General features: G+C 65.4%; 24 protein-coding genes. 8 read left to right on the plus strand and 16 right to left on the minus strand.

Annotation, left to right across the window (positions count from 1 at the left end; translation table 11 throughout):
• Positions 1 to 10: 10 nt before the first annotated feature.
• The 12 genes from Q8L25_RS25175 to Q8L25_RS25230 all read right to left on the minus strand — a co-directional run bounded on the left by Q8L25_RS25175 (position 11) and on the right by Q8L25_RS25230 (position 13,313).
• On the minus strand, positions 11 to 1,048 hold the full coding sequence (locus Q8L25_RS25175; RefSeq protein WP_308922003.1) for an AAA family ATPase: 1,038 nt from the start codon (positions 1,046 to 1,048) through the stop codon (positions 11 to 13).
• Entirely contained in the window at positions 1,045 to 2,421 is a 1,377-nt protein-coding gene (locus Q8L25_RS25180; RefSeq protein WP_308922004.1) for a capsule biosynthesis protein CapK, read from the minus strand. Before Q8L25_RS25180 ends, Q8L25_RS25175 begins: the two co-directional genes overlap by 4 nt.
• Complete coding sequence (locus tag Q8L25_RS25185; RefSeq protein ID WP_308922005.1) at positions 2,418 to 3,011, minus strand: hypothetical protein; 594 nt, start codon at positions 3,009 to 3,011, stop codon at positions 2,418 to 2,420. The genes Q8L25_RS25180 and Q8L25_RS25185 overlap by 4 nt, the downstream gene beginning before the upstream one ends.
• 3 nt (positions 3,012 to 3,014) lie before the next feature.
• On the minus strand, positions 3,015 to 4,805 hold the full coding sequence (locus tag Q8L25_RS25190; RefSeq protein WP_308922006.1) for a VWA domain-containing protein: 1,791 nt from the start codon (positions 4,803 to 4,805) through the stop codon (positions 3,015 to 3,017).
• Complete coding sequence (locus Q8L25_RS25195; RefSeq protein WP_308922007.1) at positions 4,802 to 5,752, minus strand: hypothetical protein; 951 nt, start codon at positions 5,750 to 5,752, stop codon at positions 4,802 to 4,804. Before Q8L25_RS25195 ends, Q8L25_RS25190 begins: the two co-directional genes overlap by 4 nt.
• Positions 5,753 to 5,755: 3 nt before the next feature.
• A complete protein-coding gene (locus Q8L25_RS25200) occupies positions 5,756 to 6,223 on the minus strand; it encodes a hypothetical protein (protein WP_308922008.1) in 468 nt (155 codons plus the stop codon).
• Positions 6,220 to 7,800 (minus strand): AAA family ATPase, encoded by a 1,581-nt coding sequence (locus Q8L25_RS25205; protein WP_308922009.1) that lies wholly within the window; start codon positions 7,798 to 7,800, stop codon positions 6,220 to 6,222. The genes Q8L25_RS25200 and Q8L25_RS25205 overlap by 4 nt, the downstream gene beginning before the upstream one ends.
• Positions 7,801 to 7,874: 74 nt before the next feature.
• Positions 7,875 to 8,552: a DUF1906 domain-containing protein gene (locus Q8L25_RS25210; RefSeq protein WP_308922010.1), complete on the minus strand. Its 678-nt coding sequence runs from the start codon at positions 8,550 to 8,552 to the stop codon at positions 7,875 to 7,877.
• A 68-nt stretch (positions 8,553 to 8,620) separates the two neighbouring features.
• A complete protein-coding gene (locus Q8L25_RS25215; RefSeq protein WP_308922011.1) occupies positions 8,621 to 9,754 on the minus strand; it encodes an ABC transporter permease in 1,134 nt (377 codons plus the stop codon).
• Positions 9,751 to 10,935 (minus strand): ABC transporter permease, encoded by a 1,185-nt coding sequence (locus Q8L25_RS25220; protein WP_308922012.1) that lies wholly within the window; start codon positions 10,933 to 10,935, stop codon positions 9,751 to 9,753. Before Q8L25_RS25220 ends, Q8L25_RS25215 begins: the two co-directional genes overlap by 4 nt.
• Before the next feature lie 6 nt (positions 10,936 to 10,941).
• Entirely contained in the window at positions 10,942 to 11,916 is a 975-nt protein-coding gene (locus tag Q8L25_RS25225; RefSeq protein WP_308922013.1) for an HlyD family efflux transporter periplasmic adaptor subunit, read from the minus strand.
• Positions 11,913 to 13,313 (minus strand): TolC family protein, encoded by a 1,401-nt coding sequence (locus tag Q8L25_RS25230; protein ID WP_308922014.1) that lies wholly within the window; start codon positions 13,311 to 13,313, stop codon positions 11,913 to 11,915. The genes Q8L25_RS25225 and Q8L25_RS25230 overlap by 4 nt, the downstream gene beginning before the upstream one ends.
• A 250-nt stretch (positions 13,314 to 13,563) precedes the next feature.
• Here Q8L25_RS25230 and Q8L25_RS25235 point away from each other — a divergent pair, with 250 nt between their 5' ends.
• Positions 13,564 to 13,842, plus strand: a complete 279-nt coding sequence (locus Q8L25_RS25235) for a heavy-metal-associated domain-containing protein (protein ID WP_308922015.1) — start codon at positions 13,564 to 13,566, stop codon at positions 13,840 to 13,842.
• On the opposite strand, the gene Q8L25_RS25240 is transcribed toward Q8L25_RS25235, so the two are convergent.
• From Q8L25_RS25240 to Q8L25_RS25250, 3 genes are all read right to left on the minus strand, one after another.
• Complete coding sequence (locus Q8L25_RS25240; protein WP_308922016.1) at positions 13,839 to 14,327, minus strand: SCP2 sterol-binding domain-containing protein; 489 nt, start codon at positions 14,325 to 14,327, stop codon at positions 13,839 to 13,841. The genes Q8L25_RS25235 and Q8L25_RS25240 overlap by 4 nt on opposite strands.
• Positions 14,328 to 14,343: 16 nt before the next feature.
• Positions 14,344 to 15,258 carry a U32 family peptidase gene (locus Q8L25_RS25245; RefSeq protein WP_308922017.1) on the minus strand — a complete coding sequence of 305 codons (915 nt, stop codon included), beginning with the start codon at positions 15,256 to 15,258 and terminating at the stop codon, positions 14,344 to 14,346.
• Positions 15,259 to 15,383: 125 nt separating this feature from the next.
• Positions 15,384 to 16,421, minus strand: a complete 1,038-nt coding sequence (locus Q8L25_RS25250; protein WP_308922018.1) for a peptidase U32 family protein — start codon at positions 16,419 to 16,421, stop codon at positions 15,384 to 15,386.
• Positions 16,422 to 16,582: 161 nt separating this feature from the next.
• Here Q8L25_RS25250 and Q8L25_RS25255 point away from each other — a divergent pair, with 161 nt between their 5' ends.
• From Q8L25_RS25255 to Q8L25_RS25285, 7 genes are all read left to right on the plus strand, one after another.
• Positions 16,583 to 16,996 (plus strand): hypothetical protein, encoded by a 414-nt coding sequence (locus Q8L25_RS25255; RefSeq protein WP_308922019.1) that lies wholly within the window; start codon positions 16,583 to 16,585, stop codon positions 16,994 to 16,996.
• A gap of 122 nt (positions 16,997 to 17,118) precedes the next feature.
• Positions 17,119 to 18,879, plus strand: a complete 1,761-nt coding sequence (locus tag Q8L25_RS25260; RefSeq protein ID WP_308922020.1) for a ribonucleoside triphosphate reductase — start codon at positions 17,119 to 17,121, stop codon at positions 18,877 to 18,879.
• Positions 18,876 to 19,073: an anaerobic ribonucleoside-triphosphate reductase gene (gene nrdD / locus Q8L25_RS25265; RefSeq protein WP_308922021.1), complete on the plus strand. Its 198-nt coding sequence runs from the start codon at positions 18,876 to 18,878 to the stop codon at positions 19,071 to 19,073. Before Q8L25_RS25260 ends, nrdD begins: the two co-directional genes overlap by 4 nt.
• Positions 19,073 to 19,780, plus strand: a complete 708-nt coding sequence (locus Q8L25_RS25270; RefSeq protein WP_308925803.1) for an anaerobic ribonucleoside-triphosphate reductase activating protein — start codon at positions 19,073 to 19,075, stop codon at positions 19,778 to 19,780. Before nrdD ends, Q8L25_RS25270 begins: the two co-directional genes overlap by 1 nt.
• A 148-nt stretch (positions 19,781 to 19,928) precedes the next feature.
• Positions 19,929 to 23,975, plus strand: a complete 4,047-nt coding sequence (locus Q8L25_RS25275) for a Pls/PosA family non-ribosomal peptide synthetase (RefSeq protein WP_308922022.1) — start codon at positions 19,929 to 19,931, stop codon at positions 23,973 to 23,975.
• Positions 23,972 to 24,499, plus strand: a complete 528-nt coding sequence (locus Q8L25_RS25280) for a 4'-phosphopantetheinyl transferase superfamily protein (protein ID WP_308922023.1) — start codon at positions 23,972 to 23,974, stop codon at positions 24,497 to 24,499. The genes Q8L25_RS25275 and Q8L25_RS25280 overlap by 4 nt, the downstream gene beginning before the upstream one ends.
• A 197-nt stretch (positions 24,500 to 24,696) precedes the next feature.
• Positions 24,697 to 25,605, plus strand: coding sequence for a LysR substrate-binding domain-containing protein (locus Q8L25_RS25285; protein ID WP_308922024.1), 909 nt, complete (start codon positions 24,697 to 24,699; stop codon positions 25,603 to 25,605).
• Here the strand turns inward: Q8L25_RS25285 and Q8L25_RS25290 are convergent.
• Positions 25,590 to 26,267 carry a phosphoribosylanthranilate isomerase gene (locus Q8L25_RS25290; RefSeq protein WP_308922025.1) on the minus strand — a complete coding sequence of 226 codons (678 nt, stop codon included), beginning with the start codon at positions 26,265 to 26,267 and terminating at the stop codon, positions 25,590 to 25,592. The two genes, Q8L25_RS25285 and Q8L25_RS25290, sit on opposite strands and share 16 nt — an antisense overlap.
• Positions 26,268 to 26,785: the final 518 nt, after the last annotated feature.

Genomic DNA, 26,785 nt, shown 5'->3' on the forward strand with positions numbered 1-26,785 from the left:
TTGTTGGCCGTCATACGTGAGGCAACAAGGTAGCTACTTGCCTGATCCGCTGCGCCACGCTGCCCGTCACATCGACATACGCAATCCCCCGCCGCGCCAGCTCTTGCTGGTACCACGCATGCTGGCGCGCGCGAAAATCCTCGTCGCGGCGCGTGCCGTCCTGGATAAACGGGAAGTCCGGTGCGCACAGCAGCACCAGGTCGTAGCGGTGTTCGGCCAGCCGCGCCAGTTCCGGCTCGGCCTTGCCGAACATCTCGACGCAGTAAAAGTAAGTGGTCATGGGCGAGGTGTCGCAGAACAGCCAGCGCCGCGCCTGCCCTGCCGCCAGCTCCTCGCGCCTGAGCTGTTCGCGGCCGATTTTCAGCAGGTCATCGTAGGCCAGCACGCCGTCCTGGCTTTCCCACAGTTCGCGGCCGTATTCGGCCACCCAGGCGGTGTCGAAATGGGCGGCCAGCGCGGCGGTGAGCGTGGTCTTGCCGCTCGACTCGCCGCCCAGCACGCAGATGCGCGTGACCAGGCTGGCGTAGACCAGCGGCGACAGAAAGGCGCGCTGTCCATGCGGATCAAAGCGCACCGCCGTGCCGGACACCGGCACCAGTGTTCTCGCCTGGTCGACGCTGACATGCGCCACTTTTGAGCTGGCATAAAACTCGCCCAGCACATCGGCAAAACCGGGGCCATAGTCCTCGCTGCTAAATACCACATCGACCGGCAGCTTCAACACCGTCCAGCATAGCCAGCCCATAAAGTGGCGGTGCACATCGCCATCGTCGAGGTCATTGTGCGGCAAGGTGCGGGCCGCGACGCCGCGCACCGCGCACAAAGCCGCCAGGCGCTCGTCATCGAGCACGACGACGCTTGCCTGCGGATACAGCGCGCGCAGCCATTGCTCCCTGCGCGCTGGCTCGATGCCGGGAAATTCGGGCTTGGTATAGCTGACGATCAGCAGTTCTTCGCAGGCGTCCCGGGCGCGATTGATCAGAAGTTCATGGCCCTGGTGCAGCGGGCAGAATTTGCCCACCACCAGGCCGCGTTTGTAAAGGTTCATGCCGCCGCTTCCTGCAAATCCGAGGTGTATTGAATGATCTTGTCTTCCGCCAGCAAGGCCGCCACCGTGATGTCGCCGAAGAATGGCGCCAGCAAGGCGCAGGCCTGGGGCGCCTGCGCCATGGCGCCAGGCGCCAGGCGCAGCACGATGGAACCATCCTGCCGCTGGTGCACGCCGAACAGTGCGATGGCCAGCGGTTTCAGCGCGTGCGTGATATCTATATTGTTGATCCATGCGCCGCTGCTGCTGCGGTAGCGCAGCGGGCTGCGCCCGGCCAGGCCCACCAGCACCGGGCCATGCGGGCCGTGCGCCAGCGAGGCATGGTCGCCGGTGCGGTAGCGCAGCAGCGGCAGGCAGAAATTGAAGCCACCGGTGACCGTGATTTCGCCACGCACGCCATCGGGCACCGGCCTGCCGTCGCCATCGAGAATTTCCACATACAGCCGGTGCTGCAGCAGCACATGGCCGCCGGCCGCTTCATCAAACACGGCGACCGGCCCCACTTCATTGAGCGAATAGATATCGAGCACGGGGCAGTTGAACCGCTGCTCCAGCCGCGCGCGCATGCCCGGCAACAGCATCATCGAGACCGACATCAGGGCGGCCGGGCGGTGCGTCATCGGTATGTTGAGCAGCTCGGCAAACGAGATCGGGTCGCCCGCGATCAGCTCGGGCGCCATCGCATCCAGGTACCTTGCGCGGTCATCGGGATGGCGCCAGTCGTCAACGTGCAGGTTCAGCTTGGCCAGCCCCGATTCGCCCATGGTCGGTGTCACCGAAACATAGGTGAAGCAGCGGCGCTGGTGCCCCAGCAGCATCACGCCCACCTGCCCCGCGCCATGGCGCAGTGTCACGCCAAAACGCTTGAGCGCGCGCTTGTGGAAGGCCAGGTAACGCCCCGCCACCACCGGGTGCGAGGCGATCAGCAGCGGGTGGCCCGTCGTTCCCGTGGTATGGAAGTTGATCATGCGCGCCAGGTCGGCGTCGTCCGGCACGAATGCGGCGATATCGTGCGACAGGTCGGCCCGGCTGATGGGTGGCACGTCGAGCAGCCGCGCGGGTGGCGAACCGCAGGCGCGGTAATGCGGCACGGTAGTCCAGGCATGGCGCAGGAAGCCGGCCATCCAGGCTGGCGGCTGGGCCGGCCGCCAGCCGATGACGGCGTCCATCACCTCCTGTTCATATGCGCGCAAGGCGTCCACCTCGCCGGCCAGCAGCTTGTTGCCGCTGCGGTTGCTGTAAACAGGCGCCGCCGGGTGGCTGCGCAAGTGAGCCAGCATGCGCCGGCCCGCCTGCGTCAGGGTGGGACAGTAATCGAGGTCGCTGTCCCAGGCGCCGGCAGGCAGGTTCGCGTCACTATGCAACAAGGTCATTCGCGCGACCATTTGTCGGCCGATTCCTGGGCCGCTTTTTTGGCCAGCGCCTCGCGGATCTCGCGCGAGCGCTGTTCCGCCACGCGGCTCGCCTCCAGCAGGCGGCGCCGCTCGGTGCCGCTGATCGCGGACAGCCGGTCGATGGCTTGCGCCTCGCTTTCGTCACGGGGACGAAAACCCAGGCGCGCCAGCACGATGCGCGCCAGTTCCTCGCGCCGCTCGGGGTCCTGCGTGTATTGATGCGCCGGCGACGCCGCCGCCAGCTCGCGCGCCGCCTCGCCCAGCACCTGCAGCACATCTTCCTGCGCCAGCTTGCCCTCGACAAACCAGTCGTCGGCCAGCAGCCAGCACATGATCATTGCCAGCGCCAGGCGGTTGCGGTCGGCCTTGACCTGGGCGCCGTGAAAGCCCTGCAGCGAGGCGGCCGGCGCGCGCGCGCCGTGCAGCAGCAGGATATCGTTGACCAGCGCGGCCACCGCCACGGCTTGCGGGTTGTGCACGCCGGCGATGCGAGGCTCGCGCAGGAATTCCGCAGGCGTGTCGGCCAGGCGGTGGGTTAATACTTCAAGGTGGGGACCGGAGTGATTCATGCGTTAACTCTTCATATAGTGCCGCTGGCTGAACAGGCGCGCAAACTCGAGCAAATCCTCGTACTGCGCCACGGCATGGATATCCCAGCCCTGCTCGTCACGCGCGCGTTTCAGGGCGCCGAAGATTTTCTGCATCCAATGGGCGCCGCCATCCTGGTCCCAGCTGGTCGAGATATTGAGCGCCATGGTGCCGCCGGCACCGCCGTTCTCCATCGCCTTGGCCGAAATGTCCCAGCCACTGTTGCCCAGTTCATCCTTGTCAAACATGGTGGTGATGCCGTCGTCGGAAATCATCAGGATATGCGTGGGCCGCTTGCGCTTGGCCGCATACGTCTCGCGCAGGCAGTGAATCGGGAATGCCGTGCCGCCGCCATAAAAATCGGTCAGCACGCCGAGTATCATGTCTTCGTCGCGCACGAAACCGGGGGTGCGCATCACCTCGCGCTTGCCGCTCCATAAGGTCACCTGTACTGTCGAGCCGGCGCGCAGCGCGGACAGCGCGATCACGGCGCCAGCCAGGGTCAGCCAGGACGTGTGCTGCTGCGGGTTGGGCATGGAGCCGGAGCTGTCGACATACATGTCCAGGTCAACGGGCATATGGTCGGCCTCGCGCGCCGGTTCGCGCCCATATTCGCGGCGCACGGTGGTCACGCCGGGGATGGGCCGCGGCGACTGCATCACCGATTGCAGCCAGTCGACGTCATCGAGCGGGTCGCCGATATCCCATGGCGACAAGCCTTCCATCTGCGGCTCGGTCGATTCGGGCGCCGGCCGCGAAGGAAAGCGCACCAGGTGCGGCAAGGCCCGTTCACGGTAATAGCGGATGGCGATTTCATGGTCGGTGAGGTCGATGCCGGACGCTTTTAAAATGTCGCCCAGCTCGAACGGCTCGCGCAGCTGGCCACCGCCCTGCTTCTGTGCCTTTTCCTCCGGTTCCTCGCCCACGGCATCGCCTTCGAGTCCCGAGATGCGCTTGTCGTGCACCGGGTGGATGGCGCCGTTTTCCTCGTCATCCTCGATCTGCTGCGCGCCATAGGTCTGGCAGCCGCGCGCCGCGTCGCGAGTGTCGTGGAAATAGCGGCTCGGGTCAATGCCCTTCAAGGCGCCCGTATCGTCCACCAGGTAAGGCAGCAGCAAGGTGGCGAAGCGCCCCGCCGCCAGCATCCAGTCGTTGGCGTAGACGCGGATCAGGCGCGCGCCCAGCCAGGCGTCGGTATCGAGGCGTTCATCGGCGCCGTTATCACTACCTGCGCCACCCAGGTCCCCTTTCGGCAACTGCCACAGGTTTTCATAGATGCGCATATAGAGCAGCCAGACCTTGCCTGGCGCCGGGCTGTCTGTCGCCTTGCCCTGTTCGAGCTTGCGGTAGATATCGGCCATGCGCAGGCCGGCCTGGCGCTGCAGGCGGTCGTTGATGAACAGGTCGGTGTACAGATTGGCCACCATCGGCGCATGCTGCTCCAGCGTCGGCAGGGCGCGGCGCATGCGCGCCAGCAGGCGGAACTGGTCGCCGGCGCTGCCGGGCGCCAGGATATGGTGGCCGATCTCGTGCGCCAGGATTTCCAGTCCATAGTCCTGCAGCCCCAGCTCCACCACCAGCGGCAGGTCGACCACCACACTCTGGTCGAGCAAGCGGATCATGGCAAAACTTCCGCTCAGGCCTTCCTTGCTGGCGGCCACGCGGCTGGCGCACAGGGCCGGGTCGCGCAGGCGCGTGAATTTGCTCCACACGTCCAGCGCCCGCGGCCAGGCGGCGCGCCATTGCGCGATCAGGTCGGCATGCTGGCCTCTCATGGCAAGGGCAGCAGGCGGATCGCATGCGTGTAGGGCGAGGTGATGGCCAGCGTCTGCGCATTGGCGGCCAGCGCAATCTCGCCGGCCGGCAGGTCCGGCGCCAGCTGACGCGCGCCGGCCTGCACGGCGGCGGAGACATCGCCCGAGGCCTGTGCAAATTCGTCCGCGGTGGCGCCATGCAGCACGGCGCCGTGGGCATCGGCCACCAGCAAATAAAAGCGCTCGCCGGCGCTGACGATAAAGCCGTCATCCGTGGCGCGCACCAGCGGCGGCGTGGCGAACTGGCCGCCGAGGCCGGCAAATGCGCCAAACTCGATGCCATCCGCATTGCCGCGCCAGGGCTGATGCAACAGTTCTGCGCGCAAGGCAGGCCAATCGAGCTGCGCCTCGCCGCATGCCGCCAGGGCCAGCGCCGGCGGCAAGGTATCGGCGGCGGCAATCGCGCCCAGGCGAAAATGCGCCACGCCGGCGCGCCAGGCCAATACCTGGCCGACCGCACGCAACTGCCCCAGGGTAGCCACCTGCGGCGCGATGGCGGCCATCTCGTCCTGCCACTGGCCCGTACGCGCGCCAGGCACCCCGCCCAGGTGGATGGCCGCGTTGCTCAGCATGCCCAGCGCATCGACGGGCATTACCGCCAGCAGCGGCGCAAAGCGCGGCGCCAGTTCACGCCAGACGGCGCTTAAAAACGGATTTTTTGCCGCCGGTCCGGCCAGGCCATGGCCGACCAGTTCCAGGGCCATGTCGTAGGCGGCCAGGGTAAAGCTGCCGGCGCGGTCGGGGGCAGCGGCCGCCACTGCCTGCACCACCGGATCGACGCCATCCTGCAGGAACGCGCCAAAGGCCTGCATGTCGAGCGAGGTGAAACGGCGCCGTGCTTCCAGCGCGCGGGCATTGAACTGAGCGCGGCCACCGGCCAGGATCGCGGCGAAGGACGATGAAATCATGGCTTAATCACTATGCGAAAAATGCAGCAGATAGCGTTCGGCGCCACGCACAAACGCGATCTCGTCCCAGTGGATGGCGTACCACATGGGCGGCGCCATGGTTACCGAATGAGCGTCGAAGCCGTCCAGCGCCTGGTCCAGCGCTTCCAGAAACGCCGCGGCCAGGTTGGTGCGAAACTGGCCGGCAGGTGCCGCCTGCATGTGCTGCGACGAAAAAAACCAGCGCTGGCACACCTGCTGCAACTGCGCGCGCGGAATCGGCGTGGTGGCGATCTGCCACAGCGGCGCAGACAGTTCGCGCGAGGGACTGATCTGGTTCCGCGCATGGTCTTCCACGCGCAGGCCGAGCGCCGTGGCGAGATCGGGCGCGTCGGGCAGGCGCACGATCTCGTAACTGGCGCACAGGTCGCTCGCCTCGGAGTTGAGCAGCGCCAGCGCGTCGAGAAATCCCTGGCAATAATCGCAGCTCATTGCGAACGCAGCCACGTGCGGTAATTGGTATAGCGCTGGTGCAGGTACTTCAGTTTCAGCAGGTCGTCGTACAGTGGGCCATACAGCTTGCGCCCCTTGGTCCGTTCGCCGATCAGCTTTTCGATGCGGTTCAGCCGCGCCAGCGTATCGCGCTCGCTCAGGCCATCGAGACCCAGGTCGAATTCGGCGGACAGCACGCCGACCGGATCGTCGCGGTCCAGGTTCAGGCGGTTGTATTCATCGTTGGACAAATCGAACAGGCGGCGCAGCCAGCCCAGCCTGTCGCTGCGGTAGGCGGCGTTTTCGGGCAGCGCAAAGAACGGCGCGTCGAGGTCCGGCTGCAGCTTGTTGTGCAGCACGAACGGCAGCACCTGGCGCAGGTCTTCCAGCGCCACTTCGCCGTTGCCGCGGAAATAAGCCATCGCCTTGGCGTAGATCAGCAGCGCCATCAGGGTGCGCACCGAGATGCCGTTCAGGGTCTGGCAGCCGAGGTCCTTCAGGCGGTCGCGCCCGTTGTCGGCCGCCTGCGCGGCATTGCGGTCGGCGCCGGACAGGCGCGCCGTATCCTTGGTCATGTATTCGAACTGGCCGCCGGCCGTCTCGAACAGCTCGAACTGGCTGGCAAAAAATTCCAGGCGGCGGCGCACGGCGTCGGGCACTGCCACCTGGCGGATATCGTTGCCGATCTGGTCCACTTCGCTTTCCGTGAAGATGATATCGGGTGGCACCAGCTCTTCCGGCCGCACGTTTTCTTCCACGCGCAGCAGCAGTTCGTTCAAAAAGCGCGGGTTGAACGCCAGCGCCTGCACGGTCACGTCGACCCGGTCGCGCAGCGCCTCGATCACCTGGTAGGTGCCGCCACCCTGGTCGTCGTTGGCCGTCAAATACCAGGCCGCTTCCGGGCATTCGTAGATATGGTTCAGCACTTCCGCGTAATTGTCACCCATCACGGTCAGCAGCGCGCTTTGCGTGCGCGTGGGGATGCGGTTGTATTCGTCGACGATTTTCACGCGCATGCCCAGCCAGGCGCGCCAGGCGATGCGGATCTCGTCCATGCTTTGCGCGTTGACCAGGTCGGCCGGCAGCGGATTGCCCAGCAAATCGGCGATCGTCATCTGCGGATGGCCATGCTGCATCGCCCGTTTCACTTCTTTCACCGACGACCCGGCCAGCACTCCCATCAACAGCGCGCTGGCCGTCTTGCCGCGGCCAGGACCGCCGACAAACAGGCATTTGCGGCGCGTGGCAAACGTCAGCAGCGGCAGCAGGATAAAACTCGAATAGCTTTGCGCCGATGGCAAATTCAGCGTGCGCCGGCTGTCGCCCACCATATAGGTTTGCGACGGCCCGTCGTTGTATTCGATATCGTAATGGGGGCTGATAATGGCGTGGTTGACGATCCAGAAATAGGCCTGGCGCAGCTTCTCGTCAAACGGCCGCGTGGTGCTCTCACCCTCCCCGCCCAGCGCCACCGGCCCCTGGTACAAGTCCGCCACATCGAACTGCCGCGCGGCGGGCGCCGTCTTGGGTTTGGTGGGGGCTTGCGAGAGGCGCTGGAACAGATTAAAAGGCGACATGGCAATATTCTTCCGTTAAGGAAATGAAATTATTGCACAACACGCCAAGAAGCACTGTTCGGATGGAAGGCCGCTCAGCCCGCCCTGACCCACCACTGCGGCACGCCGCCCAACTCGTCCACCATGGTGGTGTCCACATCGATCGACAGCCCATTGACGGTACCGGACTGCGGCTTTTGCATCATCTGGTAGCCACGGCCCGGAATCGCCGGCACGGTGCTTTCCGAATGCCAGTAGTGCTGGAACGGCAGGTCGTACAGCTGCTGGCCGTCCAGGCCGCAATTGGCGCCCACATACAGGCCCGGCAGGTAGCCCTTCACCGACACCTCCTGAAACCAGCTGGTGCAGTAAGCGATCACGTCCTGTGGAGCCGCCCCGGCGTTGACGCCCTCGAGGTCCAGCCAGACATTGACTTGTGGCGGCACGCCGATGGCCAGCGCCTGGGCCGCGGCGTTGGCGCCGTGTTCCTCGCCCAGTTGCGCCGTGGGCGACCAGCCCGGCTCCAGCACATGCTGCACCGGCATCAGCGCCAGCCCGCCGGCGAGGATGCCCTGCGCTTCGGCGGCGGTCAGGTCGCCCGGCGCGGTGCTTGCCTGCAGGGACAGGTAGCGCACGCAAAAACGGTAGCCCTGACTGGCAAACGCCTGTGCCGTGCCCTGGCTGATAATGCTGTCGGCGTCAAAGCCGAGGGAGTTGCCGGGTGCCGGCTGGACGGTTCCAGGGGAAGTTGTAAGGGACGGGTTGACTGGCATGGCTATCCTCGCAAAGATGATTGATCGGCCATTGATCGTATCATCTGCCCGCGAAAAATAAAGCCCGGTCAGCTGGTTTTTTCTTCCCTGCGCCAGCGCCGCCATCCCAGCGCCAGGCACGCCAACAGCAAGCCCAGCAGCCCTGCCACTTCATGGCGTATTTCGTACACCGAGGCGCCCATCTGGTTCAGCGCGACAAAACCCTGGATGCCGGCCGTCGATGGCAGCAGCCAGCGCAGCCATTGCAGCACAACCGGCATCGAGCTCACGGGCCAGGTCAGGCCGGCCAGGAACAGGACCGGCATCGAGGTGGCGATCATCAGCTGCGTGCCCCGTTCGCGCGTGCGAAACAGCATCGCCAGCAGCATGCCGAAGGCCGCCACCGTCAGCGAAAACAGCGGCAGCAACAGCAGCAAGCCGCCAAAATTGCCGCCGCGCGGATAGTCCTGGAACCAGAACACGAAGCCGAAGAAATAGCAGCAGTTCAAAAAGGCGACCGAGGCGAACGCCAGCAGCATGCCCAGGTAGCCCCCTGCCGTGCGCGGGCCGGGCAAGGGAAACGTCTTGCGCTGGTACCATGTGCCGAACAACATGGTCATGCCGATCAACAGCGTCTGCTGCACGATCAGGGTGGCCACGCCCGGCACCACGTAGGCGCCATAACCCTCCTTCACATTAAACAGGGGCACGGCGTCGAACGCGACCGGCGCGCGCTGGCCGTTCGCCTGGTAGCTCGATGGCGTGGCGGCCGCCAGGCGTTTCAGTTCGATGCCGGCAGAGACCGTGCCCACCACTTCGGCCAGTCCATTCAGCGCCACCTTGTTGAGCATCAGGTACAGGCCATTGCCGGCCACCTGCGCCTGCGCCGCGCGGCCGGCCAGCACCTCCGTCTGCAAGCCTTCGGGGATGATCAGCACGCCCATGACGTCACCGCGCCACAGCAGGTCCTGGGCGGCGGGCAGCTCGGGGGTGACGGCCACCACGTTCAAGGCCGGATGGGCCATGGCAAAGCGCGTCAGTTGGCGCGACATGCTGCTGCGATCCTGGTCGACCACGGCCACCGGCACCCGCTGCACCACTTCCTTGGTGTAGGGCAGCGGATAGAAGAAGGAATATAAAACACCGCCGACAAACAGCAGGGTCAAGGCGCCCTTGTCCGTCAGCATGGCGCGCCAGGTGGACAGAAATGCTTTCCACATCATGTTTTACCCCAGGCAGCGGGTGCATTCGCGCGACGCGCCAGCAGCAGCAAACCCAGCGCGCCGCAGCCGATGGCAAAGCCGGCCAGCACCAGCAGCTGCGCCGCGCCATAACGCCATGGCGCGCCGGCCAGCCAGTACATTGTTTGCAGTTCCAGGTAATGCGTGAGCGGCAAGGCCTGCGCCCAGGCGCGCGCCGCCGGCGGCATGGCCATCAGCGGAAAAGCCTGACCGGCAAACGCAAACGCCGGCGCGGTAATAAACGCCGTACCCGACAATGACAGGCGCAGCGACAAGGTCGACGCGATCAGCAGCAAGCCCAGGGCGCAATACGCCAGCACCAGCAGCAGCATGCCCAGCACCAGGCCAGGCAGGCTGCCGGCCACCGCCCAGCCCCGCGCCAGGCTGAAAAACAGCAGATACAGCAGCGCCAGCGCCGCATACGCGAGCAGGGGAAACAGCAGCTTGGCGCCCACCGCGCGCCACCAGCTGCCCCCGGCCGAGGCCAGCCATTGCGGCACGGTGCCGTCGCGCAGTTCGCGCCCGACCGTGGTGACCACCGCGATCACGATAAAGATCTGCAGCATGGACGGCATCAGCGCCAGGGTCAAAAACGCCTCATAGCTGGTGTTCTCGTTATACAGGCTGTTCAACTGCGTGCGCACCGGCTCGAACTGGGCGGCCGCCTGCACGCCGGCTACGCCCTTCTTGCCGCGCGCCGTCATCTCGACGCCGGCCGACAAGGTGGTCGACACCGTGCGCACGTCGCGCAGCAAGGCTCCCGCGTGCGAGGAAAACTGCGCGTTGTACAGCCATTGCACGGTGGCCTGGCGCCCTTGCGACAGCTCTTTTTCAAAACCGTCGGGTATCACCAGGTAGCCAAACGCCGAGCGCTCGCGCAGCAGCGCCAAGGCCTGGTCGCTGGAACCCACCTTGGCCGCGACGAGGACGCCGGGCGAGGCATCGAGCCAGCGCGTGAGCTGGCGCGACAACGCCGAGTTGTCGCGGTCGATGACGGCGATCGGCAAGTCGCGCGCAATGCCGGCCGAAAAAATCCACCACAGCAGGCCGCACAGCAGCAGCGGTATCCAGCTCAGCATGCCGAAGTCCCAGAAGTCGGCACGCAGCCGCGCCCACTCGCGCGCCAGCGCCGACGGCTGCTGCTGCCTGATCGCTTCAGTCATGCCGGTTCACAGCGGTGGAAACACGACCGACATGCCGGGGCGCAGGCCCTGGACCCTGATGGCCGGGCGCAGGCGGATCTCGAAGGTGCGCAAGTCGGTGCCGCCCGGGCGCGCCGCGCGCCAGGTGGCAAAGTCCGGCATCACGGCCACCGAGCTGACCTTGAAGGTCAGCTGCTGTTTCAGGGCCGGCACATTGGCCGTGTGCGTGCTGCCCATGGCGAACGCCGCCATCTCGTCTTCGCGCACCTGCAGCACGGCCCAGGCGTCGGCCAGGTTGACCAGGGTCATCACGGGAAAGCCCTGCGGCGCCAGCTCGCCGGGCTGGATCTGGATCTTGCTGACCTGGCCGGCCACGGGCGCGGTGATTTTGGTCTCCGCCAGCGCCACCTGCGCTTCCGTCAGCACGGCGCCCACCTGGCGCGCCTGGGCGTTGGCGGCATTCTTGTCCTCGGGCCGCGCGCCCGCATTGGCCATGTCGTACTGGGCGCGCGCGGCCTGCGCCTGCTGCTCGGCGGCGCGCCACTGGGCTTCGGCTTCGTCGCGCTTCTGGCGCGCGATCACGCCTTCGGCAAACATGTTGTTGACCCTGTCATACGTGGTCCTGGCGATGGCCGCGCCGGTCTGCGCGCGCTGCCAGTTGGCTTTTGCCGCCCGCACCTCCTCGGGCCGTGCGCCGGCCTGCGCTTTCTGCGCCACGGCGTCGGCCGCCTGCGCGGCGGCGGTGGCCTGCGCCACCTTGGCGTCCACTTCGGGGCTGGTCAGCTGGAACAGCAGCTGGCCCTGGCTGACGGTGTCGCCCAGCCGGACGTTGACCTGGCCGACCCGGCCCGCCACCTTGGACGAGACGTTGACTTCCTGCGCATCCATCTGCCCCTGCAAGGGCAGGCGCTGCGGCAGGAAAGCCTGGTACAAGCCCCAGGCGACAAAGATCAACACGATAATGCCGAGCAGCCCGGCGAGCTGTTTCTTGAAAGTGCTCATGGTGCGGTATCCAGAGGTAAGTGTATGTCGGCCGATGCCGCCAGGCTGCCCAGGCGCTGCGTCTCGCCGGCCGCTTCCAGCAGTTGCGCCAGGCCCAGCACATAGTTATAGGCGGTCTGTGCGCGCTGGGTTTCGATCTTCGCCAGGTTCAGGCGCGCATCGACCACTTCCAGCGACGTCACCTGCCCCTGCTGGAAGGCGACCGTCTGCAGGCGGATATTTTCACGCGCCAGTTCCACTGAAGACGTGGTGGAGAGGAACTGGATGCGCGCGTTTTCCACCGTGCGCCAGTTCTTTTCGATCAGGGTGGGAATATCGCGTCCGGCCTGGCGCGCCGTCACTTCCACACGCTCCTGGTCCAGTTTCGCCGCTTCGATCAGCTTGCCCGTATTGATACGGTGCACCAGCGGGACCGAGACCACCACTCCGACCGCCCAGTTCGAGCGCACCACCCGTTCGCCGCCCCGGTTGAGATTGTAGTTACCGACGGCGAACACGGTCGGGCTGTATTCCTTGCCGTGCAGGCGCAACGCCTGTTCCGATTGAAAGCGTTTGCTGGCGATCTTTTTCCAGGCCGCGTTCTCGCGCATGCCGGTGTCGATGAACGATTGCAGGCTGCCCACCGGCAGCGAGTTGACGAACAGCGGCGTGGCGGGGCGCACCTGGGCGCCCGTGTTCAGCAGCCGGTCCAGCGCCACTTGCGCGATTTCCGCATCGCTGCGCGCCTGGGCTTCCTCGCTGCGCGCAGCGTCGAGCGCCACGTCGGCGCGCAGGCGTTCGGCGCGCGAGATCAGGCCGCCCTTTTCCAGCCTGGCCGCGTCGCGCTGGTGCTGCGTCACGCCCGCCGTCACTTCGGCGCGCACGGCCACCACCCGTTGCGCCAGCAGCAGCTGGAAATAGCGCTGCGCCACCTGGGTAGTGAGTTTTTCCTCGGCCTCGACCCGTTCGGCATCGGCCTCCTGCGCCATGCCGGCCGCCACGCCCTTGACGGCGTCGAGCCGCCCCGCCGTGTAGATCGGCCACATGCCGACCAGGCCGAACGAAGTGAGATTGGTCACCACTTCGCGGTCCAGCGAGTTCGGGATTTCCGGTATTGGCAAGTTCGGCAGCGCAGCGCCGATGCCGCCCGCCACGCCGGCAAAGCGGCTGGTATCGAGACTCAGGTCGGTCGACAGGCGGCCGCGAAAGGCCGTCAGGTCCAGCGAGGGGCCGTCGATATTCGACAGGGCTTCCGCCTTCAGGGTCTTGGCGCGCACGTCGAGCGAGGCGCCCTGCACGGCGCCCGAAGCGCCGGCCGCCTGCCGCAGCGCTGCGTCAAAACTGACGCTCTGCGCCTGCGCAGAGGTCGCCAGCGCCAAGGCACTGGCAGTGAAAAAAGAGATTGCGGTGGGGCCCATGTGGTGTCCTGTCCATAAAAAAGCGAAAGCACGGGATGGCCATGTTTATACTTTCACAATAGCAATTATAGGCAAGGATGTCCACGCCAGCCTGCACTGTTGAACCGGGTGGCAGGGCAGTCACAAGCATCGCTGATTGGATGCAGATCAAGGAATCGTGAAAAAGCAAACAAACCGGGCGCGCTGCTCTGGACGGAATATGGCGCCCTCGCCTACGCTGTTTTTTTATCTGAAAAGCAAGAGGGAAGCGATGCAAACAGCGCGATTGACAATTACCGGCATGGACCACGAGGGCTGCGCCGACGCACTGACGGAAGTACTGGAAAATATCAAGGGAGTCGAAACGGTGTGCGTATCGCTGGCGCGCAATGACGCCACGGTGCAGTTCGACGAAACGGTGGCCGCGCAGGAGGGCCTGCTGGCCGCCGTGATCGATGCCGTCAACGGCGCCGGCTTTATCGGCGAGATGGCACAGGCGCAGGCACCGATTCCCTGCACCGGCGCCTGCGGCCACTGCCACCGCAGCTAAGTTTTTTCTACCTTCCCGCACAGCTGCGCCAGCACGCGGCGCGGATGCAGCGACTGCAGGTCGAACGGTGGCAATTCCAGCGCATCGAGCGTGTTCTTGAACAGCAGGCCCAGCTCCGTATCGCCTTCGAGCAACAGGCGGCGGCTGAAGAACAGGGTGTCCGGGTCTTCCTGGCGCCGCGCCAGCAGCAGCAAATCATGCGCGCTGGCGCCGATGGTCAGGTCCGGCGCCTGGCCATGGCGGGCCGGCGCGAACTGCCCTCCCTGCCAGCAAAAATCCACCGCCACACCGGCATCGAGCACCCGCAGGCGCAGGCTGCGTCCTTGTAACAGCGCGCGCACATCGCCGGGCAATTGCGGCGCCAGCAGGCGGTTCAGGCCCTGCACGAAGGCCCAGGAAGCGGGGTATGGCGGCAGCCTGGCCAGCAGCGCGACCAAGGGCACCGGCAGCCGGAATGGCGGCAGTGTTTCTATCGTGTTCAGCATGTGATTCCCGTGAGGTTCAATGGAGCGCTTCGTGAAGCGCATTCGCCTGGCTGTGCATGCCCGGCTGGCCATGCCAGTAGCCGTCGCAGGTACCGGCCGCATGGCAGGCCGCCAGTTGCGCCTGCGCGTCGTCGGCGGAAAGCAGGCCGCGCCGGGCCTGGTCGAAGATGCCGATCACTTCCACCGTATGGTGTTCCTGCGGGCTGAGGCGGGCCACGCCCACGCCCAGCGCGGCCATCGCAACGAGTTCGCGCACCAGGTTGTACACCAGCGCCGACTGCGTCTGCGTGCCGTTCAGCACCAGGAAGGGCTGCGCATCGCGCGTGCGCAGCAACAGGCCGTCGGGCTCCTGCAGGCAGCTGTACTGGCAGTCGTCTTTCGGCAGGTTGCGGTTGCGCGCCGTGAAGCAGCGCGCGGAAAACGCCAGCGGCATGCGGCCATAGGAAAACACTTCGGTCTCGATACCGTCCGGCGCCTGGCGCTGCAGTTCGGCCAATGCATCCTGGCTCATTTCCAGCGGCATCACCCAGCGCCGCGCGCCGAGGCCGGCCAGCAGTTGCAGGCTGGGGCCGTTGAACAGGTTCAGGTGGGGGCCGGCGACGAAGGCTTGGCCCTTTTCCAGGCAGTGCACGGCGCCGAAATCGTTCGCCTCGACCGCATAGCGTCCATTGCCGGCGATGCGGCGCAGGGTAGCCAGCTCGGCGCCGGACTCGATCAGGGCCTGGGTCGACAGCACCACTTCCTTGCCGGCGGCCGCCAGCAGGTCGGCGATATCGAGCCAGTCCGAGAGGCGCAGTTCATGGCGGCGCGAACAGACCGTCTCGCCCAGGTAGACGATATCGACGGCGGTGTCGGCAACCTGCTGGTAGAACTCGAAGACGGTGGCGCGCGGCCAGTAATACAGCAACGGCCCCAATGACAGTTTTAGCATACCTGTTCCTTCATTTTATAGTTACAAAACCGTAGCGAGCGGCTCGCGGCGTGGCCGAGAAGCGCAGCTGTGCTTGAGCACAGTGAGCATCGCAGGCCGCGCCCCGGGTCGCGCAGCAGGTTTTCTTATTTCCAGGAGCGGTGATAGGCGCCCAAAGTGTGCTGCTGGCCCTCGGCCAGCTTGTCCATCGCCGCCATCCAGCCCGGCTTGACGGCGTAGCGCTGCTGCCCTTCCCGGCACGCGTCAATCGCGTCGCGCCAGACGCGCGTGACCTGCGCCACATAGGCGGGGCTGCGCTGGCGGCCTTCGATTTTCACCGCCTTGACGCCCATGGCGATCAACTGCGGCAGCAACGCCAGCGTGTTCAGGCTGGCCGGTTCCTCGATGGCGTAATACTGTTCGCCGTCGACGTCGAAACGGCCCTTGCACAGGGTCGGATAGCTGGCGTTTTCGCCGGGGGCGTAACGGTCGATCAGCACGCCGTTCAGGCGCGACTCCAGGCCGCCTGCGGTTTCCACCCAGCGCACGGCCTTGGCGGGAGAACACACGCCGTGGGTATTGGGCGCTTCGCCGGTCGCATACGACGACAGCGCGCAGCGCCCTTCGACCATCACGCACAGGCTGCCGAAACCGAATACTTCGATCTCGACCGGCGTCTTGGCGATCAGCTGTTCCACCTGCGTCATCGACAGCACGCGCGGCAGCACGGCGCGCGAGACGCCGAAGTGTTCGTGATAAAAATTGATGGCTTCGTAGTTGGTGGCCGAGCCCTGCACCGACAGGTGCAGCCGCAGCTGCGGATGATGCTGCGACGCGTACGCCATCAGCCCCGGATCGGCGACGATAATGGCGTTCAGGCCTGCGTCCGCCGCGCGGTCGATGGCGCTGCGCCAGACCATCCAGTTGTGCGGCTGCGGATAGGTATTCAGCGCCAGCAGCACCTTGCGGCCGTGCTGGTGGGCGTAGCGCACGCCTTCGGCAATCGCCTTTTCGTCGAAATTGAGGCCGGCGAAATTGCGCGCATTGGTGGCGTCGCGAAAGCCGAGGTAGACGGTGTCGGCGCCATTGTCGACCGCCGCTTTCAGGGCCGGCAGGCTGCCGGCCGGGCAGACCAGTTCCAGCGGTCCGGCCACGCGCTGGGCGGTGGAATGTTCAAGCTTCATGATGGGGACTTTCTGTATCGGCTCAGGGTCGAGACTATAGCCCCGCGCCATGTGGGGAGTCCTTGACGCAGGTGAAGGAATGCATGCATCGGCACCCCTCCTTGCGCTGTAGAATGCGGCACTGCCATCGTGCCTAACTCCTATTCATTCCAGCCACCGCCATGACCCGCAAACCCCTGCTGATACTGCTCCTGACCCTGTTCCTGACCGCGCTGCAAGTGCAATGGGCGTCGCCCGTCGAAGGCCATGACATCAACAGCACGCACATGTTTTCGCCCGAGATTCTGGGCGTGTATCCGGGCGTGGTGCTGCTGTTCCTGCTGGCCGTGTTTGCGCGCCGCCAGGTGCCGCTGCTGCGCCAGAGCGCCATCTGCACCGCCATCCTGGCCGCGTACTGGCTGCTGGCCAACTACATCACGTTTGATATCCGCGTGGCCAGCTGGAGCACCTTTTCGCCGGCCGAAATCTGGATCCATGTGCTGCCCGCCTCCGTCATCAGCATCGTCGCCTGCGGCGGCGCATTCTTCGGCACCACGTACATGATCCTGCGCGAAACGCGGTGGGACAAAAAATGATGGCTGCGCGATTTTCACCTGGATCAAGGTTCCGCCAATCGCTTGCACGCGCCCTTTGACGACACTACATTTAGTCGATAACCTTCAATAAAACACCGCATGTTGTGGTTATTGGAGGTTTCATGTCAGCTAGCGCACTACCCGTCACAGCGTCGAAAAAACACGGCCAGGTCGACGTCGCCGCATCCATCAACGAGTACCTGGAACGGCGCGACTGGAGGGTCAACGCCAACGCCAACCAGGGCTATTCGCTGGGCGGCCTGATACTCAATGTGTCGGGCAAGGTGATCGCCAACTACTGGCTCGACCAGGTCTATCCGCCGGAAGTGGGCGCGGCCCACCGCGAGGCGGCCCTGCATATCCACGACCTCGACATGCTGGCCGGCTACTGCGCCGGCTGGTCGCTGCGCACCCTGCTGCATGAAGGCCTGAACGGCGTGCCGGGCAAGGTCGAGTCAAGCCCGCCGAAACACATGTCATCGGCCATCGGCCAGATCGTCAATTTTCTCGGCACCCTGCAGAACGAGTGGGCCGGCGCGCAGGCCTTCAGCTCCTTCGACACCTATATGGCGCCGTTTATCCGCAAGGATGGCCTGGCCTATGCCGACGTGCTGCAGTATATGCAGGAGCTGATCTACAACCTCAACGTGCCGTCGCGCTGGGGCACGCAAACGCCGTTCACCAACCTGACCTTCGACTGGGTCTGCCCGGAAGATTTGCGCGAGCAGATACCGGTGGTCGCCGGCGTCGAAATGCCGTTTTCCTACGGCGAGCTGCAGCTTGAAATGGACATGATCAACCGCGCGTATATCGAGATCATGATGGCGGGCGACGCCAAGGGCCGCGTGTTCACCTTCCCGATCCCGACCTACAACATCACCGAGGACTTCGACTGGCACAGCGAAAACGCAGAGCGCCTGTTCGAGATGACGGCGCGCTACGGCCTGCCCTACTTCCAGAATTTCATCAATTCGGAACTGAAACCGAACATGATACGTTCCATGTGCTGCCGCCTGCAGCTGGACCTGCGCGAACTGCTCAAACGCGGCAATGGCCTGTTCGGTTCGGCCGAGCAAACGGGTTCCCTGGGCGTGGTCACCATCAACTGCGCGCGCCTGGGCTATCTGTGGCGCGGCGACGAAGCGGCCTTGCTGGCCGACCTGGACCGCCTGCTGGAGCTGGGCAAGACCAGCCTGGAAATCAAGCGCGCCACCATCGAGGACCTGATGCAGCAAGGCCTGTTCCCGTACACGAAACGCTATCTGGGCACCCTGCGCAATCATTTTTCCACCCTGGGCGTCAACGGCATCAACGAGATGATCCGCAATTTCAGCGGCAACGAATACGACATCACCAGCAAGGAGGGCCATGCGCTGGCGATCCGTCTGCTCGACCATGTACGTGCGCGCATGATCGCGTTCCAGGAGCAGACGGGCCATATGTACAACCTGGAAGCGACGCCGGCCGAAGGCACGACCTACCGCTTTGCGCGCGAAGACCGCAAGCGCTATCCGGCCATCCTGCAGGCCGGCACGGTGGACAACCCCTACTACACGAATTCCTCGCAACTGCCGGTCGGCCATACCGACGACCCGTTCGAGGCGCTGGAATTGCAGGACGCGCTGCAGCGCAAATACACGGGCGGCACGGTGCTGCACCTGTACATGACGGAAGCGCTGTCGGACGCGAATGCCTGCCGCGAACTGGTCAAGCGTGCATTGAGCCGCTTTTCTCTGCCGTATATCACCATCACGCCCACTTTTTCGATCTGTCCGCGCCATGGCTACCTGGCCGGCAAGCACGAGTTTTGCCCCACCTGCGACGCGGAGCTGATCGCCCGCAAGCAGGCCAACCTGAACGCCATACTGGAGGAAACACCATGAACGCACGACCAAACCTGACACCCGCGATTGAACTCGACGACAGCGAACGCCAGCGCTGCGAAATCTGGACCCGCGTGATGGGCTATCACCGCCCCGTCGCCTCGTTCAATATCGGCAAGCAGGGCGAATTCCACGAGCGCCAGTACTTCAGCGAAGCGTGCGCCTCGGTCTCGGGTCCTTTGACCTGTCGCTGATGGCCAGGGAGCTCAAGGTGGGCGGCGTCACGCCGTTCTCCGCCACCGACTATCCCGGCCAGCTGGCGGCCGTGGTGTTCGTGCAGGGCTGCCCCTGGCGCTGCGGCTATTGCCACAATCCGCATCTGCAGCCGCGCGCCAGCGACGCCCTGACGCCATGGGCCGACGTGCTGGCGCTGCTGCGCCGCCGCGTGGGCCTGGTCGACGCGGTGGTCTTCAGCGGCGGCGAAGCGTGCATGGACCCTGCCTTGGAAAACGCCATGCGCGACGTGAAAGCGCTGGGATTCAATGTAGGCCTGCACACGGCCTGTATCTACCCGCAGCGCCTGACGCAAGTGCTGCCGCTGGTGGACTGGGTGGGTTTCGATATCAAGGCCCCTTTTGCACACTATCGCGCGATTACCGGCGTGGCGGGCAGCGGCGACCCGGCACGCTTCTGCCTGGACGCCATCGTGGAAAGCGGCGTGGCCCACGAATGCCGCACCACCATCCATCCCGCCCTGCTGCCCGACGCGGCGCTGCTGGAACTGGCTGAAACGCTGGCAAACAAAGGCGTCAGCAACTATGTGCTGCAGCAGTTCCGCGCCGAGGGGTGTAGCGATACACGACTGGCCGGCAGCGCCCTGCATGGCTACCCTGCAGCGGCCACGCTGGCGCACATTGCCGCCATGTTTCCGCGATTTACATTCCGTAATCATGGCAATTGACGCCGAAGACACGCAATTGCTTAAAAATTATTTAAAGTCCCCGTTCTGCAACGCTGAAAACTCTTGCTTGCTGTAATGTATCAACTGCGCCGCGCACCAGCATGGCGCAAGTTTGATACCTCACAGAGCACCACACATAAGCGTCATCATGAACGATTTCACCGCAGACAGCATCACCCGCCAACCCGACATCCTGTACGGCCCGGAACGACCGGATCTGCTGCAGAACGAGGTGCTGGCCGACCTGCTGGAAGCCACCGCCCGCCGCAGCCCGCAGCAGGTTGCCCTGATCGACGGCGAGCGCCGTATCAGCTACGCCGAACTCGATGCGATGTCCAGCCTGGCCGCCTCGCGCCTGGTGGCGGCCGGCGTGCGGCCCGGCGATATCGTCGGCCTGTGGCTGCCGCGTGGCGCCAACCTGCTCCTGACGCAGGCGGCGATCGCCAAGGCGGGCGCCGCCTGGCTGCCGGTCGATGAAGATACGCCGGTCGAACGGCTGCAGGTGTGCCTCGATGACGCCAATGGCGCGGGCATAGTCAGCTGCGCGCAGTTTGCGCCGCGCCTGGCGGACGCTGGCGTCACGCGCCCCGTCTGGACGGCGGAGTCGCTGCTGGCGCCGCGCGCTGCCGGCGAAGTGCTGCACACACGTCACGAGACGAAGCCGGAACACCCCGCCTATGTCATCTACACCTCGGGCTCGACCGGCAAGCCGAAGGGCATATTGATCAACCAGCGCAGCATCTGCCACTTCCTGCGCAGCGAGAATGCGGTGCTGGGAGTCGCGCAAAGCGACACCGTCTACCAGGGCTTTTCGGTCGCCTTCGACATGTCGTTCGAAGAAATCTGGATCGCCTACCTGGTGGGCGCCACCCTGTGGCTGGGGCCGAAAGAGATCTCGGGCGACCCGGAAGCGCTGCCGCGCGCGCTGGCCGTAAACCAGGTAACCGTCCTCCATGCCGTGCCGACCCTGCTGGCGCTGTTTGCCGAAGAAGTGCCGAGCCTGCGCCTGATCAACCTGGGCGGCGAGATGTGCCCGGAATCCCTGGTCGAGCGCTGGTCGCGCCCCGGCCGCGCCATGTTCAACACCTATGGCCCGACCGAGGCGACCGTCTCGTGCAGCCTGGCCCGTTTGCTGCCGGGCCAGCCGGTCACCATCGGCACGCCGCTGCCCAACTATGGCCTGCTGGTGCTGCAGGTGGCGGAAGCGGGAGAAAACCGTCCATTGACGCTGCTGCCGCGCGGCGAAACGGGGGAACTGTGCATTATCGGCCCCGGCCTGGCCGAAGGCTACCTGGGCCGGCCTGACCTGACGGTGGAAAAATTCCTGCCCAATCCCTGGAGCACGGGGCCGGACGACGCGCGCCTGTACCGCACCGGCGACCTGGCCCGCATCGATGCCGACGGCCAGGTGCTGTGCCTGGGCCGCGCCGACGACCAGGTGAAGATACGCGGTTTTCGCGTGGAGCTGGGCGAGATCGAAGCCGTGCTGGCGCAGCAGAGCGGCGTGGGCACGGTGGCCGTCCTGCTGCGCAAGGATGACGGCATCGATCAGCTGGTGGCGTATATCGTCGGCAGCGACGATGCAAACGATGATGCCCTGACCCCGAAGACCCTGCGCGCGGCGCTGAACCTGCATCTGCCGCCGTATATGGTGCCGGGCCGGTTCGAGCTGCTGCCGCTGATGCCGCGCCTGACCTCCGGCAAGATCGACCGGAAAGCCTTGAAAGCCATGCCCCTGTCCGCGCCGCCGGTGGGTGATGCGGGTGAATCGGACTTGCCGGAAACGCCAGCCGAAGCGGCCCTGTTCGCGGCGCTGGCGCAACTGTTCCCGGGCCAGCCCATCCTGCGCCAGGCCGATTTTTTCAGCGACCTGGGTGGCCACTCGTTTCTCGCCGCGCGCCTGGCCTCCAGCCTGCGCGCCGATCCCCGTTACGCCCATATGACCGTGCGCGATATCTATCACAATCGGGAAGTGGGAAAAATCGCCGCCGTGCTGGGCGAAGCGCCGGCGCTGGCCGTGCCGGAAGCCGAGTGGACGCCACCGTCGCGTATCAAGCGCTGGGCCTGCGGCGCGGCCCAGGCGGCGGCCGTGCCGGTGCTGGTCACCCTGCGCATGGCGCAGTGGCTGGCGCCCTTCTTTACCTATCATTATTTTACGGGCGACCCGGGCGACACCGTGGCGCGTGCCGTGGCCGCCTCGATCGGGGTATTTTTGCTGGCGACCCTGGGCGAGTTTGCCATCGCGATTGCAGGCAAATGGCTGATCGCCGGGCGCCTGAAAGCGGGCAGCTATCCGCTGTGGGGCGTCACCTATTACCGCTGGTGGCTGGCCGACAGGCTGGTCGAATCGGCGCCCACCTATCTGCTCAGTGGCTCGTCACTCAATAGCTGGTGGCTGCGCGCGCTCGGTGCGAAAGTCGGCAAGGAAGTGGTGATCGGTTCCATGACCCTGCGCGCGCCTGAGCTGCTGTCCATCGGCGACAACGTCAGCGTCGGCAATGCCGTCAACTTCGAAAACGCGCGCGTCGAGCGGGGCCGTTTGCTGCTGGGGCATATCACCGTCGGCAATGACGCCTGCATCAGCTCCTACGCGATTTTGGAAGGCAACACAAAGGTCGGCGACTTTGGCCACCTGGAAGGCCAGTCCGCGCTGGCCGATGGCGCATCGGTGCCCGCCGGCCGCATCTGGACCGGTTCGCCCGCGCGCGATATAGGCGCGTTCGACCCGGCCAGCCAGCCGGCGCGGCCCGCCGTGAGCAAGGTCCGCCTGAGCGCCGAAATGCTGTTCTTCTGCTTCGGCATGGTCTTGATCGCGGTGCTGTTCTTTATGCCCGTGTTCCCCAGTTTCGTGCTGATCGACTGGTTCGACGAACGCGAAATGATGCCGTGGCTGCAGGGGCGCGACCCGACCACCCAGCTGGCGCGCTACTTCATCCTGGCCTTCCCGGCCAGCGCCGTGCTGATCGTGCTGACGGCGCTGCTGTCGGCCGCCATCCGCTGGGGCGCGCTGCCGCGCCTGAAGCCTGGTGTGTCTGCAGTGCACAGCAATATCTATTGCGCCAAGTGGCTGGTCAGCCATATCCAGGAGTCGAGCCTGAACGTGCTGCACGGCATTTACGCCACCGTCTTCGCACCGTACTGGTACCGCCTGCTGGGCGCCAAGGTCGGCAAGGGCTCGGAGATTTCCACCGCGCTGGGCGTGGTGCCCGACATGCTGACCCTGGGCGACGACACTTTTATCGCCGACGCCGTGATGCTGGGCGACGAGCAGATCGACGGCGGCTGGATGACCATGCGCCCGACCGTGATTTCGCACCGCAGCTTTGTCGGCAATGGCAGCTATATCCCCGACGGCACCGTGCTGCCCGAGCATGTGCTGATCGGCGTGCACACGCATGCGCCGCGCAATGAGCAGATGCATGGCGGCGACACCTGGCTGGGCTCCCCGCCGATGCACCTGCCGGCGCGCGAACAGGTCAGCGGCTTTGCCGAACACCTGACCTTCAAGCCCTCGCCACTGCGCCGCCTGGGCCGCAGCCTGATCGAAGCGTTCCGCATCGTCGCGCCGCACGCGCTGGTGATCGCCGTCGGCTACACGCTGGTGCTGGACGTGATGCCGCTGGCTGGCGCCGGGCGCTGGGGCGAAGTGGTGGCCGACCTGGCGATGGCCGGCATCGCTTACGGCATCGGCAATTTCCTGCTGGTGGTGCTGCTCAAATGGCTGCTGCTGGGACGCTACCGCAAGCACGCCGCGCCGATGTGGACACCGTTCGTGTGGCTGTCCGAAGGCGTGACGAATCTGTACGAAGGCATCGCCGTACCCAACTTCATGCGCTACCTGCGCGGCACACCATGGCTGCCGATGGCCTTCCGCCTGTTCGGCTGCAAGATCGGCCGCGGCGTCTACATGGACACCACCGACATCACCGAATTCGACTGCGTGCATATCGGCGACCACAGCGAATTGAATGCCTTGACCTGCCCGCAGACCCACTTGTTCGAAGACCGCGTGATGAAGATCGATCATGTGGAAATCGGCCAGCGCGTGTACATGGGGCCGCGCAGCTCGGTGCTGTACAGCGCCAAAGTGGGCGACAACGCGCGGCTGGGTCCCTTGACCCTCGTGATGAAGGGCGAACATATCCCGGCCGGCAGCAACTGGGCGGGATGCCCGGCGGCGCCGCTGCGGTCATGAGTTTTACACGGTACTGGCAAGGCGATGGCGTGCTGGTGATCGGCATTGCCGGCGCCTTGCCACGTACCGAGGCGCGCCAGCGTACTCGTCTTGCCGTGCGCGAGGCGGTGGCGCAGTGGCTGCATATCGCCATCGATGGCGTCAGCGTGGACTCACGGCCCGGTCACGCGCCGCGTTTGCTGCTGACTGGCCGCGCTGCCTGGCTGTCGATCAGTCATGACGATGGTATTTCGCTGGCGGCCATTCATCTGCACGGGCCGGTGGGCATCGATGTGATGCGGGCGCAGGAGATCGATGACTGGTTTGCCGTGGCGATGGATTACCTGGGGCCTGATGTGGCGGCACAACTGGGCGCCTGTCCGCATGACCAGCGTCCGCTGGCCCTGGCGCAGGCCTGGACGGCGCGCGAGGCGGCGCTCAAGTACGCCGGCCGGGCCCTGGACGAATGGAATGGCGCCGCCATCGATTGCCGCTTGCAGGCACTGCCCATGCCGGCCCGATTCGTGGCGACGCTCGCGTATTAATCCTCTTGTTTGGCTGAGCGTCCGCAAACCTGGACAAAAATCAGTTTGACGATAATACTGACGAGCACTCCCAGCACTCCGATCAGTTCCAGCATGGCGTTTCCCTTGCAGTGGTGACGACGAGGCCACTGTAACGCGCACGGATCGCCACGGCCAATATCAAATAGGGCGCCCTGCGATCTCGAAAAGGCATAGGCATGATTTCTCTCAAACAGTTCCGCTACTTTGTCGAAGTCGTCGATGCGGGCAGCTATTCGCGCGCGGCGGAAAAGCTGTTTATTGCGCAGTCGGCCCTGAGCCGGCAGATCAAGGAACTGGAAAACGAGGTGCAGGCGCTGCTGCTGACGCGTGACGCGCGCCATATCGAGCTGACCGCCGCCGGCCAGGTCTTTCATGAGCGCGCCAAACGCATCCTCGACGATATCGAGGAAACCGTGCGCCAGACGCGCCATGTGGGCCAGGGTTCGGCCGGCATCATCCGCCTGCTCCACTCCAGTTCCGTCACGCTGACACCGGCCATCGGCGCCGTGCTGCATCGCCTGCTGGCGCAGTTTCCCGGCGTCTCGCTCGATGTGTCGAAAGGCTCGTCGGAAAACCAGGCGGCGGACATCGAAGAAGGCCGCGCCGACCTGGGCCTGGTGCGCCTGCCCACCCTGCGCAAGCACGCCAATATCGTCGTGCGCGAGCTGTACAGCGAAAAGCTGGTGGTGGCGGTGTCGCAGGATTCGCCGCTGGCCGCGCAATCACATACCACCATCGCCGCTCTGCGCGACGAGGCGTTCGTGTCGATTCCGCACAAGGATCGTGGTGGCTTGAGTTACCTGGTGGCGGGCCTGTGCCTGGCCCAGGGATTTTTTCCGAAGGCGGCGCGCGCGCTGTCGCGCAAGACCTCGCAGCTGAACCTGATCGAGGCGAACCTTGGCATTGCGATTGTCCCCGACAGCATGCGCCTGGCGGCGCCGCCCGGCGTGCATTTCCTGACGCTGCCGGAGGACGAATCATCGTCCGTGGTCGGCCTGATCTCACCGCGCGCCACCAGCGGCATGGTGGCGGCGTTTACCGAGGCATTCGTACGCGAGATGGCGGCAGTTCAGCCTTCGGCATAAAGCAGCGCATCGGCCTCGCGCACGGCCGACGTCAGGAGCGCCAGCTTCATGATATCGAGGTGGCCATCGGTGCGCACGCGCGAGCACAGGTCGATGCCGTAGGGGCGTACCTGGCGCAGGGCCGCGGCCACATTGCCGGCGTCGAGGCCGCCGGCCAGGAACACGGGCACGGGGCTGGCGCGCACGAAGCGCGCGCTGATGGCCCAGTCGTGGGTGCGGCCGGTGCCGCCCAGTTCCGGCACCGCGCCGCAGGGGCGGCCCGAATCGAGCAGGAAGGCATGCACATGGGGGGCATAGGCGGGGATCAGGTCGAGCGCGTCGTCGCCTTCCACATGGATCACCTGCACCCGTTTGACATGGGGAACCAGGCGCGCCAGTTCGGCCAGTTCACGCGGATCGATATGGCTGACGATCTGCACCGTGGTCGGTTGGGTGGCGGCGATATGGCCGGCGATGCGCGCCGCCGTGGTCTCGGCCGTCAACAGAAAGGTGGACACGGGCGGCGGCGTCCAGGCGGCGATCTGCGCGATGCGGGCGTCGGGAATCACGCCGGGGCCGGACGGCATGGCAGCCACCAGGCCCAGCGCGTCGGCGCCGGCAGCGATTGCCAGTTGCGCTTCGTCGATGGAGGCGATGCAGCAGATCTTGATGCGGGTTCTCATGATGGCCAACATTACAACACGGGGCGGCGCCCAATGCCAGCCGCGCGGTCAAGCCGGCGCACTATCGTGCATCCGATTGACAGGCGGCGGGCGGCGGTCGATACTGGTTCGTCCCCTATTGCGCGCACAGGAAGCAGGCTCATGGCCGATTTTGAAATCCGCAAGGAATGCCCGCCGCAGCTGTGCGACTGCGAACGCGAACGGCTGCTGGGCGGCGAGCAAGCCGAGCTGGCCATCCTGCGCCTGAACCTGACGGAAGAAAAGCGCCTGCTCGCGCATATAGAAACCATCGCCACGTACGAACAGCTGAAAAAACTGGAAAAGAATATGCAGAAAAACCTGGGCGTGGTGCTGCGCATCGCGCCCGGCAGCGGCGAGGTACGCACCGTGCGCGGCTTCCAGATTCAATTGCTGGAGCAGCCCGGCCTGTGCCGCAAGACGCGCGCGGCAATTCCCGCCGCGGTGCGGCGCTGTTTGGCCAGGCATCCGGAGATTGCGTTTGCGATCCTGGATGAACA

This window comes from Janthinobacterium sp. J1-1 (genome assembly GCF_030944405.1).
GTDB lineage: Bacteria > Pseudomonadota > Gammaproteobacteria > Burkholderiales > Burkholderiaceae_D > Janthinobacterium.

What these genes read in the sequence shown, in the direction of transcription:
- Q8L25_RS25175 (WP_308922003.1), bottom strand. Translation starts at nt 1,048, where the DNA reads ATGAACCTTTACAAACGCGGCCTGGTGGTGGGCAAATTCTGCCCGCTG.
- Q8L25_RS25180 (WP_308922004.1), bottom strand. Translation starts at nt 2,421, where the DNA reads ATGACCTTGTTGCATAGTGACGCGAACCTGCCTGCCGGCGCCTGGGAC.
- Q8L25_RS25185 (WP_308922005.1), bottom strand. Translation starts at nt 3,011, where the DNA reads ATGAATCACTCCGGTCCCCACCTTGAAGTATTAACCCACCGCCTGGCC.
- Q8L25_RS25190 (WP_308922006.1), bottom strand. Translation starts at nt 4,805, where the DNA reads ATGAGAGGCCAGCATGCCGACCTGATCGCGCAATGGCGCGCCGCCTGG.
- Q8L25_RS25195 (WP_308922007.1), bottom strand. Translation starts at nt 5,752, where the DNA reads ATGATTTCATCGTCCTTCGCCGCGATCCTGGCCGGTGGCCGCGCTCAG.
- Q8L25_RS25200 (WP_308922008.1), bottom strand. Translation starts at nt 6,223, where the DNA reads ATGAGCTGCGATTATTGCCAGGGATTTCTCGACGCGCTGGCGCTGCTC.
- Q8L25_RS25205 (WP_308922009.1), bottom strand. Translation starts at nt 7,800, where the DNA reads ATGTCGCCTTTTAATCTGTTCCAGCGCCTCTCGCAAGCCCCCACCAAA.
- Q8L25_RS25210 (WP_308922010.1), bottom strand. Translation starts at nt 8,552, where the DNA reads ATGCCAGTCAACCCGTCCCTTACAACTTCCCCTGGAACCGTCCAGCCG.
- Q8L25_RS25215 (WP_308922011.1), bottom strand. Translation starts at nt 9,754, where the DNA reads ATGATGTGGAAAGCATTTCTGTCCACCTGGCGCGCCATGCTGACGGAC.
- Q8L25_RS25220 (WP_308922012.1), bottom strand. Translation starts at nt 10,935, where the DNA reads ATGACTGAAGCGATCAGGCAGCAGCAGCCGTCGGCGCTGGCGCGCGAG.
- Q8L25_RS25225 (WP_308922013.1), bottom strand. Translation starts at nt 11,916, where the DNA reads ATGAGCACTTTCAAGAAACAGCTCGCCGGGCTGCTCGGCATTATCGTG.
- Q8L25_RS25230 (WP_308922014.1), bottom strand. Translation starts at nt 13,313, where the DNA reads ATGGGCCCCACCGCAATCTCTTTTTTCACTGCCAGTGCCTTGGCGCTG.
- Q8L25_RS25235 (WP_308922015.1), top strand. Translation starts at nt 13,564, where the DNA reads ATGCAAACAGCGCGATTGACAATTACCGGCATGGACCACGAGGGCTGC.
- Q8L25_RS25240 (WP_308922016.1), bottom strand. Translation starts at nt 14,327, where the DNA reads ATGCTGAACACGATAGAAACACTGCCGCCATTCCGGCTGCCGGTGCCC.
- Q8L25_RS25245 (WP_308922017.1), bottom strand. Translation starts at nt 15,258, where the DNA reads ATGCTAAAACTGTCATTGGGGCCGTTGCTGTATTACTGGCCGCGCGCC.
- Q8L25_RS25250 (WP_308922018.1), bottom strand. Translation starts at nt 16,421, where the DNA reads ATGAAGCTTGAACATTCCACCGCCCAGCGCGTGGCCGGACCGCTGGAA.
- Q8L25_RS25255 (WP_308922019.1), top strand. Translation starts at nt 16,583, where the DNA reads ATGACCCGCAAACCCCTGCTGATACTGCTCCTGACCCTGTTCCTGACC.
- Q8L25_RS25260 (WP_308922020.1), top strand. Translation starts at nt 17,119, where the DNA reads ATGTCAGCTAGCGCACTACCCGTCACAGCGTCGAAAAAACACGGCCAG.
- nrdD (WP_308922021.1), top strand. Translation starts at nt 18,876, where the DNA reads ATGAACGCACGACCAAACCTGACACCCGCGATTGAACTCGACGACAGC.
- Q8L25_RS25270 (WP_308925803.1), top strand. Translation starts at nt 19,073, where the DNA reads ATGGCCAGGGAGCTCAAGGTGGGCGGCGTCACGCCGTTCTCCGCCACC.
- Q8L25_RS25275 (WP_308922022.1), top strand. Translation starts at nt 19,929, where the DNA reads ATGAACGATTTCACCGCAGACAGCATCACCCGCCAACCCGACATCCTG.
- Q8L25_RS25280 (WP_308922023.1), top strand. Translation starts at nt 23,972, where the DNA reads ATGAGTTTTACACGGTACTGGCAAGGCGATGGCGTGCTGGTGATCGGC.
- Q8L25_RS25285 (WP_308922024.1), top strand. Translation starts at nt 24,697, where the DNA reads ATGATTTCTCTCAAACAGTTCCGCTACTTTGTCGAAGTCGTCGATGCG.
- Q8L25_RS25290 (WP_308922025.1), bottom strand. Translation starts at nt 26,267, where the DNA reads ATGAGAACCCGCATCAAGATCTGCTGCATCGCCTCCATCGACGAAGCG.